Genomic DNA, 13,493 nt, shown 5'->3' with positions numbered 1-13,493 from the left:
CGGCCTCGTTGTCCGGGGTGACCGGGACGACCTTGAGGTCGCCGGTGGCCGGGTCGCGCACGACGCCCTTGGACCGGTCGGCGCCGAAGCGGATCGGGGCGCCGTGTTCGAGGCGGATGACGGCCTCTTCGGCCTGGTCCTTGTCCTTGAGGACCTCGAAGGCGCCGTCGTTGAAGATGTTGCAGTTCTGGTAGATCTCGACCAGTGCGGTGCCGGGGTGTTCGGCGGCCTGGCGCAGGACCTCGGTGAGGTGTTTGCGGTCGGAGTCGACGGTGCGGGCCACGAAGGAGGCCTCGGCGCCGATCGCGAGGGAGACCGGGTTGAAGGGGGCGTCCAGGGAGCCCATCGGCGTCGACTTGGTGATCTTGCCGAGCTCGCTGGTGGGGGAGTACTGGCCCTTGGTCAGTCCGTAGATCCGGTTGTTGAACAGCAGGATCTTGAGGTTGACGTTGCGGCGCAGTGCGTGGATGAGGTGGTTGCCGCCGATGGACAGGGCATCGCCGTCACCGGTGACCACCCACACGGACAGGTCCCGCCGTGAGGAGGCGAGGCCGGTGGCGATCGCCGGGGCGCGGCCGTGGATGGAGTGCATCCCGTAGGTGTTCATGTAGTACGGGAAGCGGGAGGAGCAGCCGATGCCGGAGACGAAGACGATGTTCTCCTTGGCCAGGCCGAGCTCGGGCATGAAGCCCTGCACGGCGGCCAGGACCGCGTAGTCGCCGCAGCCGGGGCACCAGCGCACTTCCTGGTCGGACTTGAAGTCCTTCATGGACTGCTTGCCCTCGGCCTTGGGGACCAGCTGCAAGAGCTCGTTCGCGTTAGGCATGGATGGCCTCCTTGAGAGCGGTGGCGAGCTGCTCGGCCTTGAACGGCATGCCGTTGACCTGGTTGTAGGAGTGGGCGTCCACCAGGTACTTGGCGCGGATCAGGGTGGCGAGCTGGCCGAGGTTCATCTCCGGCACGACGACCTTGTCGTAGCTCTTCAGGACCTCGCCGAGGTTCTTCGGGAAGGGGTTGATGTGGCGCAGGTGGGCCTGGGCGATGGGTTCGCCCTGGGCGCGCAGTCTGCGGACGGCGGCGGTGATGGGGCCGTAGGTGGAGCCCCAGCCCAGGACCAGGGTGCGGGCGCCGTCGGGGTCGTCGACGTCCAGGTCGGGGACCTGGATGTTGTCGATCTTGGCCTGGCGGGTGCGGACCATGAAGTCGTGGTTGGCCGGGTCGTAGGAGATGTTGCCCGTGCCGTCCTGCTTCTCGATGCCGCCGATCCGGTGCTCAAGACCCGGCGTGCCCGGCACCGCCCACGGGCGGGCCAGGGTCTGCGGGTCGCGCTTGTAGGGCCAGAACACCTCGGTGCCATCGGCCAGCGTGTGGTTCGGCCCCGTCGCGAACTGGACCCGCAGGTCGGGGAGTTCGTCGATCTCGGGAACCCGCCACGGCTCGGAGCCGTTGGCGAGATAGCCGTCCGAGAGCAGGAAGACCGGCGTGCGGTAGGCCAGCGCGATCCGCGCCGCGTCCAGGGCCGCACCGAAGCAGTCCGCCGGCGTCTTCGGCGCGACCACCGGCACCGGCGCCTCACCGTTGCGCCCGTACATCGCCTGCAGCAGATCGGCCTGCTCGGTCTTGGTCGGCAGACCCGTCGAGGGACCACCACGCTGGATGTCCACGATCAAAAGCGGCAGCTCCAGCGACACCGCGAGCCCGATCGCCTCCGACTTCAAAGCCACACCCGGACCCGAAGTCGTCGTCACCGCCAGCGAACCGCCGAACGCCGCCCCCAGCGCCGCACCGATCCCGGCGATCTCGTCCTCCGCCTGGAAGGTGCGCACCCCGAAGTTCTTGTGCCGCGACAGCTCGTGCAGGATGTCCGAGGCCGGCGTGATCGGATACGAGCCCAGATACAGCGGCAGGTCCGCCTGCTTCGAGGCGGCGATCAGCCCGTAGGACAGCGCCAGGTTCCCCGAGATGTTGCGGTAGACACCGGCCGGGAACGCCTTCGTGGCCGGCGCGACCTCGTAGGACACCGCGAAGTCCTCGGTCGTCTCACCGAAGTTCCAGCCCGCCCGGAACGCCGCCACATTCGCCTCGGCGATCGCCGGCTTCTTCGCGAACTTGGCCCGCAGGAACTTCTCCGTGCCCTCGGTGGGCCGGTGATACATCCACGACAGCAGACCCAGCGCGAACATGTTCTTGCTGCGCTCCGCCTCCTTGCGCGACAGCCCGAACTCCTTGAGTGCCTCGACCGTCAGCGTCGTCAGCGGCACCGGGTGCACGTTGTACCCGGACAGCGAGCCGTCCTCCAGGGGGGAGGTGTCGTAGCCGACCTTGGCCATCGCCCGCCTGGCGAACTCGTCCGTGTTCACGATGATCTCGGCGCCCCGCGGCACGTCCCCCAGGTTGGCCTTCAAAGCCGCCGGGTTCATCGCCACCAGCACGTTCGGCGCATCCCCCGGAGTGAGGATGTCGTGATCGGCGAAGTGCAGCTGGAAACTCGACACACCCGGCAGCGTCCCGGCAGGCGCCCTGATCTCGGCGGGGAAGTTCGGCAGCGTCGACAAGTCGTTGCCGAACGAAGCCGTCTCCGACGTGAACCGGTCCCCGGTGAGCTGCATGCCATCACCCGAATCACCCGCGAAACGGATGATCACACGGTCGAGACGCCGGACTTCCTTCTCCCCGGCGGGCCTGCGCTGCTCCCCGACGACGGCCTCATCGGCTCCGTCGGCCTGCTCGGCTGGGCTACTGACCTGGCTGGTCACTGAACTGGACCTCCCTCGGGCGGGCTGCTCGGGCGCATCCGGCCGACCGGTAGCGCCAAGGCCCACCCTACGTCGGTAAGGGTCGCCTTCCCTGGACCGCTCATATGTTGGACGCTCTTTTGAGACGCCTTACTGCCCTGAATTGCCACGATTTACTCGCCCCCCGGCCCCTTCTGCTCAGACGCCCAGCAATCCTTCTTCGGTTCTAGGTCTCACCGTGTCGGGAGCCCCACGAGCGGTGACTCAATCCGGCCCGGTGACCGACTTTCGGCCCTGTCGGCTGGGTCCCGCTCGATCCTCGACAGGGTGTCAGCTCGTCATGAATTGATGTAGGTCAATACCGCGAGTACACGCCGGTGATCCCCGTCACTCGGCGAGAGCCCCAGCTTCAGGAAGATGTTGCTGACGTGCTTCTCGACCGCGCCGTCGCTGACGACGAGCTGCTTGGCGATCGCCGAATTCGTGCGTCCCTCGGCCATTAGTCCTAGGACCTCCCGCTCGCGCGGGGTGAGGTTCGCCAGCACGTCCTGCTTGCGGCTGCGGCCGAGGAGCTGCGCCACGACTTCGGGGTCGAGCGCGGTGCCGCCCTGGGCGACCCGGACGACCGCCTCCACGAACTCCCTGACCTCGGCGACCCGGTCCTTCAGCAGATAGCCGACGCCCCGGCTCGACCCGGCGAGCAGCTCGGTCGCGTACTGCTCCTCGACGTACTGGCTGAGTACGAGCACCCCGATCCCCGGGTACAGCTTGCGCAGCAGCACCGCCGCGCGCACGCCCTCGTCGGTGTGGGTGGGCGGCATCCGCACATCCGCGACGACGACATCGGGCAGCGCGCCCTGGTCGGCGAACTCTCCTACGGTCTTGACCAGCGCATCCCCGTCGCCCACGCCCGCGACGACGTCATGCCCCCGGTCGGTCAGCAGGCGGGTCAGGCCCTCCCGAAGCAGTACCGAATCCTCGGCGATGACCACCCGCACCCTGTCCTCCACGACTCTGCAGCCCCCCGGGCTCTGTTGGCTCCCCAGGCGCGTGCCGCCGGGGCGCGCGCCCCACAGCTCTGTGCAAGCCATGGCGTTGTGCCCATCCAGCATCCCAGCATTCGGGCAAGAATCGGCCCCCGCCAGGCAAAAACCCCCGACCCCGTGTTTGAGGGCCGGGAGGTGCGGGCTGGGACGCTAGGGCGCCGTGGGGGCTACGCGCGCCACGGGAGCTCCGCCGTGATCGTCGTCGGGCCGCCGCGCGGGGAGTCGACGACCAGGATTCCGTCCACCGCGTCGAGCCGCTCGGCGAGCCCCGCGAGGCCCGAGCCGGCGGTGGCGTCCGCGCCGCCGCGCCCGTTGTCGCCGACCTGGAGCATCAGCCGGTCGCCGGCCCGCCACACGTCGACGGAGGCCCGGCTCGCGCCGCTGTGCTTGCTGACGTTCTGGAGCAGCTCGGAGACCGTGTAGTACGCGATGCCCTCGATCGCCGGGACCGGCCGGGCCGGCAGGTCCACCTCGACGTGAACCGGCACGGTGCAGCGGGAGGCGACGGAGGAGAGGGCGGCGTCGAGGCCGCGGTCGGTGAGGACGGCCGGGTGGATGCCGCGGGCCAGGTCGCGCAGCTCCTGGAGGGCGACCTTCACCTCGCCGTGCGCCTCGTCGACCATCTTCGCGGCCGCCTTCGGGTCCTCGGTCAGCTTCTCCTTGGCGAGGCCCAGGTCCATGGCGAGGGCCACGAGGCGGGCCTGCGCGCCGTCGTGCAGATCCCGCTCGATGCGCCGCAGGTCGGCGGCCGAGGTGTCCACGACGACCCCGCGGTCCGACTCCAGCTCGGTGACCCGCTCCTCCAGGCGCGAGGGGCCGAGCAGGCCGATGACCATCACCCGGTCCATCATCGCGAACCCGCGGATCAGCCACGGCACGGCCAGCGTGATGAGCAGCCCGACCAGCGAGGTCAGGGCGATCCTGCCCGGCGAGTCCAGGTAGACGTTGTGGTGGTCGTCCCCGTAGAGCTGGAGGCCCGCCTGGCCGCCGTACATCGGGAACACCCACTGCCACAGCGGGTACGTGAAGAGCGCCCAGCCGGTCAGCCAGATGGGCAGCGTGGCGCAGAAGGCGAAGACCGCCCAGGGGAAGTGGAGGACCGAGTACAGCAGGTGGCGCCAGGAGACGCCGCTCTTGAGCACCCCGCCGATCCACGACATGAGGCCGCCGCGCGAGCGGACCGGCTGCGGCTCGGCGATCTCGACCCCGAGCAGCAGCCGCGCCCGGGCCCGCTCCATCATGCCGAACGCGCGGCAGCCCACCAGGGCCACCGCCATGAGCGGGATGCCGATGAAGGTGACCAGGAGTCCTGCGCTGACCGACACCGTGGTGACGGCCCAGACGAACAGCACGATGCTGATCGGCATGCTCAGCAGCAGGTAGCCGAACTCGTGGAAGGTCCGCGCCTCGAACGGCGCCCGCAGCGCCGGCGGAAGGAGGTGCCGCCGCGGCTCGCGGGACCGCGTCGCGCCGTACCCGTAGTCCGTGTCCATGGTCATCGGTCCCGTCCGTCCATTGCCTGTGGTGCGCGGCCGCGCGCCGCCCCTCTTACTCACCAGCTTCGCCGTCGGGGCAGGCCCGGACCATGCAGCCGGTCACCCTCTTCGGCCGGGGGTTTTCCCTACCCCCGGCCCGCCCGTCAGTCCTGGGGGCCCCGGTCGCGCCACGGCAGTTCGGCCGTGACTACGGTCGGCCCGCCGACGGGCGATTCGAGGACGAGCAGCCCGTCCACGGCGCCGAGCCGCTCGGCGAGCCCCGCCATGCCGCTGCCGCCGTCCAGGCGCGCGCCGCCCACCCCGTCGTCCTCGACCTGGATGAGCAGCCGGTCGCCGGCCCGCCAGACCTCGGCCGAGGCGCCGCGCGCCCGGCTGTGCTTGCTGACGTTCTGGAGCAGCTCGGAGACGGTGAAGTACGCGATGCCCTCGATCGCGGGGGCGGGCCGCGCGGGCAGGTCGACGGCGACCTTGACCGGGACCGTGCAGCGGGAGGCGACGGAGGAGAGGGCGGCGTCGAGGCCGCGGTCGGTGAGGACGGCCGGGTGGATGCCGCGGGCCAGGTCGCGCAGCTCCTGGAGGGCCAGCTTCACCTCGCCGTGCGCCTCGTCGACCATGGCGGCGGCCGCCTCCGGGTCTTCGAGCACCTTCTCCTTGGCGAGGCCGAGACCCATGGCGAGGGCCACGAGGCGGGCCTGGGCGCCGTCGTGCAGATCGCGCTCGATCCGGCGCAGATCGGCCGCGGCCGTGTCGACGACCACGCCCCGGTCGGACTCCAGCTCGGCGATCCGCCGCTCCAGCTCGTCCGAGGGCGAGAGCAGCGCCCGCGCCATCATCCGGTCGACGTTGCCGAGCCCACGCGCGATGAACCCGAGCGCCGGCCACGCCACGATCAGCGAGACCAGGGTGACCGCGAAGGTCAGGATCCCCCAGGGCAGCCGCACGAACTCGTACAGCACATTGCGCCAGGCCACCGGGTCCTTCAGGCTCGTCCACAGCCAGGAGAAGAAGCCGCCGTGCTTGCTCGGGCTCGCCGGGATCGGCGTCGGCTCCTCGATCCGCACCCCGAGCAGGGCGCGGGCGCGGGCCCGCTCCAGCTTGCCCAGCTGGCGCACCCCGAGCAGGCCCGCCGCGAGCAGCGGGAGGCCGATCACGGTGATCGACAGACCGAGGCCGAGCACGACCATCACGACGACGTAGACCCAGCCGATCAGTGCCATCGGCAGATTGGCCAGGAGATGGACGATCTCCTTCCAGGTGTGCCGGTCGTAGGCGAAGCCCACCGCGGGCGGAGCGGCGCTCTCATCGCGGCCGGCGTGCTGTGCTGGGTACCGCTGCTGGTCGCGGAGGGTCCTGGTCATGCTGCCAAGACTGCCGGGCCGCGATCGGCTGCGCCATGGGGTGCCACACCGTCTTGTACGGGGGAAAACCCCACCCCGGCGGCCCAGCCCGTGAGACGCGCCTGCCAAGGGCCCCCTTAGCAGGGCCTAGACTCCCGTCCGTACACAGCGTCGAACAGGGCGCGACGAGATCATCGAGGCCAGGGAGCGAGGGGCGCGACGTGCCGGAACCGACCGTGCGCCAGATGCCGGTGTTGGCTGCCGACTACTTCCACAGCTATTCGGTCGTGGGCCTGCTCGCCGTGATCGGCGTGCTGTTCGTGGCCGTGGCCTTCGGGGCCGGGCGGCTGCTGCGGCCGGTCGTGCCGACGCCGGAGAAACTCCTCACGTACGAATGCGGAGTGGACCCCGTGGGCGAGGGCTGGGCCCACACCCAGGTCCGCTACTACGTCTACGCCTTCCTGTACGTGATCTTCGCCGTCGACTCGATCTTCCTCTTCCCCTGGGCGACCGTCTTCGCGGCCCCGGGCTACGGCGCGACCACCCTCGTCGAGATGTTCATCTTCCTCGGCTTCCTGGCCGTGGGACTGCTCTACGCATGGAAGAAGGGCGTCCTGGAATGGACGTGACGACTCCCGGACCCGAGTCGCAGCCCGTGCTGCTGCCCGAGCCGAAGAAGCTGGGCGTGCTCTCGCGCCTGGCCCCCGAGCCGATGAAGGTGGTCCTCAACTGGGGCCGCCGCTACAGCCTCTGGGTCTTCAACTTCGGCCTCGCCTGCTGCGCCATCGAGTTCATCGCGGCCTCCATGGCCCGCCACGACTTCATCCGGCTCGGCGTGATCCCCTTCGCGCCGGGGCCGCGCCAGGCCGATCTCATGATCGTCTCCGGCACGGTGACGGACAAGATGGCGCCCGCCGTGAAGCGCCTCTACGAGCAGATGCCCGAGCCCAAGTACGTCATCTCCTTCGGCGCCTGCTCCAACTGCGGCGGCCCGTACTGGGACTCGTACTCGGTGACCAAGGGCGTGGACCAGATCATCCCGGTCGACGTGTACGTGCCCGGCTGCCCGCCCCGGCCCGAGGCGCTGCTCCAGGGCATCCTCAAGCTCCAGGAGAAGATCGCCCGTGAGTCGCTCGGCGAGCGGTACGCGAACGCGGCCACCCCGGCCCAGCTGACCAGCGGGCTCGTCGCCGCCCCGCCGACCCCCGGGGAGGACCGGGCGTGAGCGCGTACGACAGCCTGCCCGACGGCGTCACCGAGATCTTCGGCGCGGAAGCCACTGCGGAGGAGGCGTACGGCCTGCTCACCGTGGACGTGCCCGCCGGCTCCTGGATCGCCGCCCTCGAAATCGCCCGCGACAAGCTGGGCTGCACCTACTTCGACTGGCTCAGCGCCGTCGACGAACCCGGCACGGGCTTCCGGGTCTGCGCCCATGTCGTCTCGCTCGGCGAGGGCCGGGTGCGGCGCCTGCTCGTGCGCACGACCGTGCCGCACTCGGCGCCGGTGCTGCCCTCCGCCGTCGACATCTACGCGGGCGCGGCCTGGCACGAGCGCGAGACCCACGAGATGTTCGGCGTGGACTTCACCGACCACCCGCACCTGGTCCCGCTGCTCCTCCCCGAGAACTTCGAGGGCCACCCCCTGCGCAAGGACTTCGTGCTCGCGGCCCGCGTCGCGAAGGCGTGGCCGGGCGCCAAGGAGCCGGGCGAATCGGAGCACGGCGGCCCCAAGCGCCGCCAGATGCTCCCGCCGGGCGTCCCCGACCCGAACGAATGGGGCCCCCTGAAGGGCCAGCTCCCACCGGCCCCGGCCCGCCCGGCCCGAACGCCGCGCGCGGCAGCCGGCGCCGGTGCGGCCGAACGCCCGGCACGGGCCGCGTCGGACCGCCCGGTCCGGCGCGCCAGGAGCGTGTCGGAAGGCTCGGCTTCGCAGGCGACGCCGGGCGCGACGACGCCGGGTACGGCCGAGGCAGCCGGGGCTCCGGGCGGGGCTGAGGCGACCGGGGCTCCGGGCGCGGCTGAGGGAGCCAGGACTCCTGAGGCCCCAGCGGCCACCGGGGTTCCGGAAGCTCCTGCCGTACGTCCGCGTCGTACCCGCAGCGCGAGCGAGGGCTCGGCGTCGCAGCAGGCCGGGGCCGGGGAGGGGCAGCCTGCCGCGCCGCCCGGGACCCGAAGCTCGGACGCCCCCTGGCACAACCCGAAACCCGCTTTCGACGAGGGGGAGCAGGAGGCGCGGCCCGCCCCGGCTCCCGGAACCGAAGCCCCCGAAGAATCCGGCCCCGCCGAGAACACCGACACCACCGACCCCGCCGGAGGCGACCCGCGTGAATGACGCACTCGACGTCGCCATCCGCCTGGTCGTCGTCTTCGCCGTGTTCATGGTCCTCCCGCTCGTCATCGGGCAGACCGAGCACAAGGTGATGGCGCACATGCAGGGCCGGCTCGGCCCGATGTACGCGGGCGGCTTCCACGGCTGGGCCCAACTCGTCGCGGACGGCGTGAAGTTCGCGCAGAAGGAAGACGTCGTGCCGGCCGCCGCCGACCGGCGGATCTTCCAACTCGCCCCCGCCGTCGCCCTGCTGCCCTACCTCCTCGTACTCGTCGCGGTCCCGATCGGCCCGAGCGAGGGCGCGGTCGGCCAGGTCGTCGACGCGGGCATCTTCTTCGTGCTCGCCGTGATGGGCGTGGGCGTGCTCGGCTCCCTCATGGCGGGCTGGGCATCGGCCAACAAGTTCTCCCTCCTCGGCGGCCTGCGCACCGCCGCCCAGCTCCTCGCGTACGAACTGCCGATGCTGCTCGCCGCCGCCTCGGTGGCGATGGCGGCCGGCACGGTCTCGCTGCCCGGCATCCTCAACGCCTTCCACTGGTGGTGGCTGCCCTGGCAGATCGTCGGCGCCCTGGTCTTCTTCATCGCCGGCCTCGCCGAACTCCAGCGCCCTCCCTTCGACATGCCCGTCGCCGACTCCGAGATCATCTTCGGTGCGTACACCGAGTACACGGGGCTGCGCTTCGCGCTGTTCCTGCTCGCCGAGTACGCCGGCATCGTCGTCCTGTGCGGCCTCACCACCGTCCTGTTCCTGGGCGGCTGGCACGGCCCGTTCGGCGCCGACGGGCTCGGCTGGGTCTGGACCCTGCTCAAGACGGCCGTCCTGGCCTTCGTCGTGATCTGGCTCCGGGTCAGCTACCCCCGCCTTCGCGAGGACCAGCTGCAGAAGCTCGCCTGGACCACGCTTATCCCGCTCGCGCTCGCGCAGATCGCGCTCACCGGCATCGTGAAGGTGGCGATCAGCTGATGTCTCCGATCCCCGGTTCCGGCCTCGCCAAGGGCCTCGCCGTCACGCTCCGCACGATGACGAAGAAGACCGTCACCGCGCAGTACCCCGACGTCCAGCCCGAACTCCCGCCCCGCAGCCGGGGCGTGATCGGCCTGTTCGAGGAGAACTGCACGGTGTGCATGCTGTGCGCCCGCGAGTGCCCCGACTGGTGCATCTACATCGACTCCCACAAGGAGACGGTCCCGGCCGCGGTCGAGGGCGGCCGCGAACGCAGCCGCAACGTCCTCGACCGCTTCGCCATCGACTTCTCGCTCTGCATGTACTGCGGTATCTGCATCGAGGTGTGTCCTTTCGACGCGCTGTTCTGGTCCCCCGAGTTCGAGTACGCGGAGACGGACATCCACGAACTCACCCACGAGCGCGACAAGCTGCGCGAGTGGATGTGGACGGTCCCGGCCCCGCCCGCGCTCGACCCCGGCGCCGAGGAGCCGAAGGAAGTCGCCGCTGCCCGCAAGGCCGCCGACAAGCTGGCCGCCGCCCAGGCAGCCGAAGCCGCCGCGGCGGCCGAGGCAGGCCAGGCCGCGGATACCGGCCAGACCGGCCAGACCGGCCCCGAGGGAGGGCAGGCATGAGCGGGATCCTCGCCCAGGGGGCCCTCACCGCACCGCACGGCTTCCTGTCGCCGACCGGCGTGGAGATCGCGTTCGTCCTCGTCGGCATCGCCACCCTCGCCGCTGCCGTCATGACCGTCACCACCCAGCAGCTGGTGCACGCCGCCCTGTGGCTGGTCGTGGCGCTCGGCGGCCTGGCCGTCGAATACCTCCTGCTCACCGCCGAGTTCATCGCCTGGGTGCAGGTGCTCATCTACGTCGGTTCGATCGTGGTGCTCCTCCTGTTCGGACTGATGCTCACCAAGGCCCCCATCGGCCGCTCCCCGGACGCCGATTCGGGCAACCGCTGGGCGGCCCTCACGGTGGCCGTCGCCGCGGCCGGAACCCTGGTCTGGGTCGTCGTGGACGCGTTCCGCACGAGCTGGATCGACCTGGACGGACCGGCCCAGGGCTCCACCAAGGTGTCCGGGGAGATCCTCTTCCGGCACTGGGTGCTGCCCTTCGAAGCGCTGTCCGTACTGCTCCTGGCCGCCCTGGTCGGCGCGATCGTGCTGTCCCGCAAGAGCGCCCCCGATGACGCTCCCGCCGACGCTGCCGCCCCCCGTGAGACGGAGTCGCGCTGATGCACCTCGCCTATCCCGCCGTGCTCGCCGTCCTCCTGTTCTGCACCGGTCTCTACGGTGTGCTCGCGCGGCGCAACGCGATCCTGGTCCTGATGTCCGTCGAGCTGATGCTCAACGCCGTCAACCTCAACCTCGTCGCCTTCGACGTGTGGCTGCGCGACACGCTCCACGCGGGCCAGGCGCTCACCCTGTTCACGATCGCCATCGCCGCCGCCGAGATCGGCATCGGCCTGGCCATCGTGCTCGCGGTGTACCGCAACCGCGGCACCGCCGACATCGACAAGCTCCGCGACACCGCCGAGGGCACCGGCCCCGACCCGGCGGACCCCGAAGACCCCGCCGCCCCGGCACAGAAGGCTGAGGCCGCCGCGTGACCACCACGACCCTCGCCGTCCTCGTCCCCCTCCTTCCGTTCCTGGGCGCCGCGGCCGGCCTGCTGCTCGGCCGCCGCGCCCCCGGCTTCGTCCGCCCGCTCGCGGTGCTCCCGACGTTCGCCGCGTTCGTCCTCGCCGTCGTCGTCGCCGTCGACCAGGGCGGCGGCAAGGCCATCGACGCGGCCACCCGGCTCACCCCGACCGGCTCCGTACCGATCGAACTCGCCCTCCACCTGGACGGCTTCGCGGTCCTCGTCGCCGTCCTGGTCGGCCTGGTCGCCACCTGTGTACAGCTCTACTCGACGGGCTATCTGCGCGACGACCCGCGCTACACCTCGTACGCCGCGCTCGTCTCCCTGTTCACCTCCGCGATGCTGCTCGTCGTCTACTCCGGCGACCTGATGGTGCTCCTGGTCGGCTGGGAGATCATGGGCATCTGCTCGTACTTCCTGGTCGGCCACTACTGGGAGACCCCCGAGGCGCGCGCCGCCTCGCTGAAGGCCTTCCTGGTCACCAAGCTCGGCGACGTCCCCTTCCTGATCGGTCTGTTCGCGCTCGCCACCGACGCCGGTACGTTCCGGATCACCGGCGTCGTCCAGGCCGCCCTGACCGGCGGCATCGGCCACCCCACCCTCATCGCGCTGCTGCTGCTCGCCGGTGTGGCCGGCAAGTCCGCCCAGTTCCCGCTGCACACCTGGCTGCCCGACGCGATGGCCGGCCCGACCCCGGTCTCCGCGCTGATCCACGCCGCGACGATGGTCGCCGCCGGTATCTACTTCGTGGCCCGGCTGCTCCCCGTTTTCGCCGCGTCGGCGGCCGCGATGACCGTGCTCGCCGTGATGGCCGCGGTCACCATGGTCGGCTCGGCCCTTGCCGCGCTCGCCCAGGACGACATCAAGCGCGTCCTCGCCTACTCGACGATCGGACAGCTCGGCTACATGTCGGGCGCCCTGGCCGTCGGCGACCGCGGGGCCGCCGTGTTCCACCTCCTGTCGCACGGTGCCTTCAAGGCGCTCCTCTTCCTCGCCGCGGGCGTGATCATCCACGCCGCCGGCACCAACTCCCTGACCGCCATGTCCCGCATGGGCGGCCTGGCCAAGCGCATCCCCGACGCGTACTGGACGATGACCGTCGCCCTGCTCGCACTCGCCGCGATCCCTCCCTTCGCCGGCTTCTTCTCCAAGGAGGCCGTCCTGTCGGCCGCCGAGCACACCGCGCTCGGCGAGAGCCAGGTCGCCCCGTCCGGCGCAGGCTGGACCGTGCTGATCGCCGGACTGCTCACCGCCCTCCTCACCGCCGCCTACGCCACCCGCCTGTGGCTGCTCGCCTTCCGCGGCAGGGGAGCCGAAGCCCCGGACCACGGCAAGCAGCCGGTCGTCATGAACGCCGTGCTCTGGGTGCTCGCCATCCCTTCGATCGCCTTCGGACTCACCACCGGCTACCTCGGCGACTGGTTCGACGGGCGCGCCCTCACCCCGGCCGTCACCACCTCCGTCCTGTCCACGGGCGTCGCCCTGGTCGGCGGTCTGGTCACCTACGCCGCCTGGCGCCACACCTCGGCGCTGGCCGCCCGCACCCCGATGGGCGCCGTCGCCGCCCACCCCGAGGGCGACGGCAGTCTGGTCGAGGAGGAGGCCATCGCCAGCCACACCCGGGTGTACGGCGACATCGCGTCCGCCCCCGACCCGGCCGACCCGGGCCGCCTGCTGCTCGGCCCGCTGCACCGCCACGCGGCCACAGGCTTCCACCTGGACGCCGTCTACTCCGCCCTGTTCGTCCGCCCCGTCCTGGCCGCGGCCGCCCTGGTCCGCTTCCTGGACCGCGAGGTCGTCGAGACGTACGTACGCGGTGCGAGCGCCGCGCCGCGCTGGCTCGGCTGGGCCGTCCGCCGTGCGCAGAACGGCAATGTGCAGAGCTACCTCAGCGCACTGCTGGCCGGCTCACTCGTCCTGGCGGCCGCCGTGGTCGTCCTTGCCAACGTCACCGCGGGGTCGTGA

The 13,493-nt window shown here is 71.1% G+C and carries 13 protein-coding genes; 8 read left to right on the top strand and 5 right to left on the bottom strand.

The window, feature by feature from the left end; all coding sequences use genetic code 11:
* The 5 genes from IE206_RS17805 to IE206_RS17785 all read right to left on the bottom strand — a co-directional run.
* Nucleotides 1-826: 2-oxoacid:ferredoxin oxidoreductase subunit beta (locus IE206_RS17805; RefSeq protein WP_189963120.1), on the bottom strand; the 826-nt coding region annotated here is incomplete at its 3' end.
* Nucleotides 819-2,756, bottom strand: a complete 1,938-nt coding sequence (locus IE206_RS17800; protein WP_189963119.1) for a 2-oxoacid:acceptor oxidoreductase subunit alpha — start codon at nt 2,754-2,756, stop codon at nt 819-821. The genes IE206_RS17800 and IE206_RS17805, both read right to left, overlap by 8 nt.
* A 317-nt stretch (nt 2,757-3,073) precedes the next feature.
* Complete coding sequence (locus IE206_RS17795; RefSeq protein WP_189963150.1) at nt 3,074-3,733, bottom strand: response regulator transcription factor; 660 nt, start codon at nt 3,731-3,733, stop codon at nt 3,074-3,076.
* A gap of 215 nt (nt 3,734-3,948) precedes the next feature.
* The gene (locus tag IE206_RS17790; protein ID WP_189963149.1) at nt 3,949-5,274 is read right to left on the bottom strand and encodes a sensor histidine kinase; all 1,326 of its coding nucleotides are present in this window, start codon (nt 5,272-5,274) and stop codon (nt 3,949-3,951) included.
* Between the two features lie 146 nt (nt 5,275-5,420).
* Nucleotides 5,421-6,635, bottom strand: coding sequence for a sensor histidine kinase (locus tag IE206_RS17785; protein ID WP_189963118.1), 1,215 nt, complete (start codon nt 6,633-6,635; stop codon nt 5,421-5,423).
* Between the two features lie 224 nt (nt 6,636-6,859).
* On the opposite strand from IE206_RS17785, the gene IE206_RS17780 reads away from it, so the two are divergent.
* The 8 genes from IE206_RS17780 to IE206_RS17745 are packed head-to-tail and all read left to right on the top strand — an operon-like array spanning nt 6,860 to nt 13,493.
* A complete protein-coding gene (locus IE206_RS17780) occupies nt 6,860-7,243 on the top strand; it encodes an NADH-quinone oxidoreductase subunit A (RefSeq protein WP_114037282.1) in 384 nt (127 codons plus the stop codon).
* Nucleotides 7,234-7,839 (top strand): NADH-quinone oxidoreductase subunit B, encoded by a 606-nt coding sequence (locus IE206_RS17775; RefSeq protein WP_189963117.1) that lies wholly within the window; start codon nt 7,234-7,236, stop codon nt 7,837-7,839. The genes IE206_RS17780 and IE206_RS17775 overlap by 10 nt, the downstream gene beginning before the upstream one ends.
* Nucleotides 7,836-8,945, top strand: a complete 1,110-nt coding sequence (locus IE206_RS17770; RefSeq protein ID WP_189963116.1) for an NADH-quinone oxidoreductase subunit C — start codon at nt 7,836-7,838, stop codon at nt 8,943-8,945. Before IE206_RS17775 ends, IE206_RS17770 begins: the two co-directional genes overlap by 4 nt.
* Nucleotides 8,938-9,906: a complex I subunit 1/NuoH family protein gene (locus IE206_RS17765; protein ID WP_189963115.1), complete on the top strand. Its 969-nt coding sequence runs from the start codon at nt 8,938-8,940 to the stop codon at nt 9,904-9,906. Before IE206_RS17770 ends, IE206_RS17765 begins: the two co-directional genes overlap by 8 nt.
* A complete protein-coding gene (locus IE206_RS17760) occupies nt 9,906-10,520 on the top strand; it encodes a NuoI/complex I 23 kDa subunit family protein (protein ID WP_189963114.1) in 615 nt (204 codons plus the stop codon). Before IE206_RS17765 ends, IE206_RS17760 begins: the two co-directional genes overlap by 1 nt.
* On the top strand, nt 10,517-11,122 hold the full coding sequence (locus tag IE206_RS17755) for an NADH-quinone oxidoreductase subunit J family protein (protein WP_189963113.1): 606 nt from the start codon (nt 10,517-10,519) through the stop codon (nt 11,120-11,122). The genes IE206_RS17760 and IE206_RS17755 overlap by 4 nt, the downstream gene beginning before the upstream one ends.
* Nucleotides 11,122-11,496, top strand: a complete 375-nt coding sequence (gene nuoK / locus IE206_RS17750) for an NADH-quinone oxidoreductase subunit NuoK (RefSeq protein WP_053724085.1) — start codon at nt 11,122-11,124, stop codon at nt 11,494-11,496. The genes IE206_RS17755 and nuoK overlap by 1 nt, the downstream gene beginning before the upstream one ends.
* Nucleotides 11,493-13,493, top strand: coding sequence for an NADH-quinone oxidoreductase subunit 5 family protein (locus IE206_RS17745; protein WP_189963112.1), 2,001 nt, complete (start codon nt 11,493-11,495; stop codon nt 13,491-13,493). Before nuoK ends, IE206_RS17745 begins: the two co-directional genes overlap by 4 nt.

Origin of the sequence: Streptomyces violascens (genome assembly GCF_014649955.1) — a bacterium.
GTDB classification, from domain to species: domain Bacteria; phylum Actinomycetota; class Actinomycetes; order Streptomycetales; family Streptomycetaceae; genus Streptomyces; species Streptomyces violascens.
Note: the sequence above shows the minus strand (reverse complement) of the source record. Positions and strands in the feature narration are given on the sequence as shown.

Bases quoted from the DNA above. Each gene is read 5' to 3' on its own strand.
- IE206_RS17790 (WP_189963149.1), bottom strand. From the start codon at position 5,274: ATGGACACGGACTACGGGTACGGCGCGACGCGGTCCCGCGAGCCGCGG.
- IE206_RS17785 (WP_189963118.1), bottom strand. From the start codon at position 6,635: ATGACCAGGACCCTCCGCGACCAGCAGCGGTACCCAGCACAGCACGCC.
- IE206_RS17780 (WP_114037282.1), top strand. From the start codon at position 6,860: ATGCCGGTGTTGGCTGCCGACTACTTCCACAGCTATTCGGTCGTGGGC.
- IE206_RS17775 (WP_189963117.1), top strand. From the start codon at position 7,234: ATGGACGTGACGACTCCCGGACCCGAGTCGCAGCCCGTGCTGCTGCCC.
- IE206_RS17760 (WP_189963114.1), top strand. From the start codon at position 9,906: ATGTCTCCGATCCCCGGTTCCGGCCTCGCCAAGGGCCTCGCCGTCACG.
- IE206_RS17755 (WP_189963113.1), top strand. From the start codon at position 10,517: ATGAGCGGGATCCTCGCCCAGGGGGCCCTCACCGCACCGCACGGCTTC.
- nuoK (WP_053724085.1), top strand. From the start codon at position 11,122: ATGCACCTCGCCTATCCCGCCGTGCTCGCCGTCCTCCTGTTCTGCACC.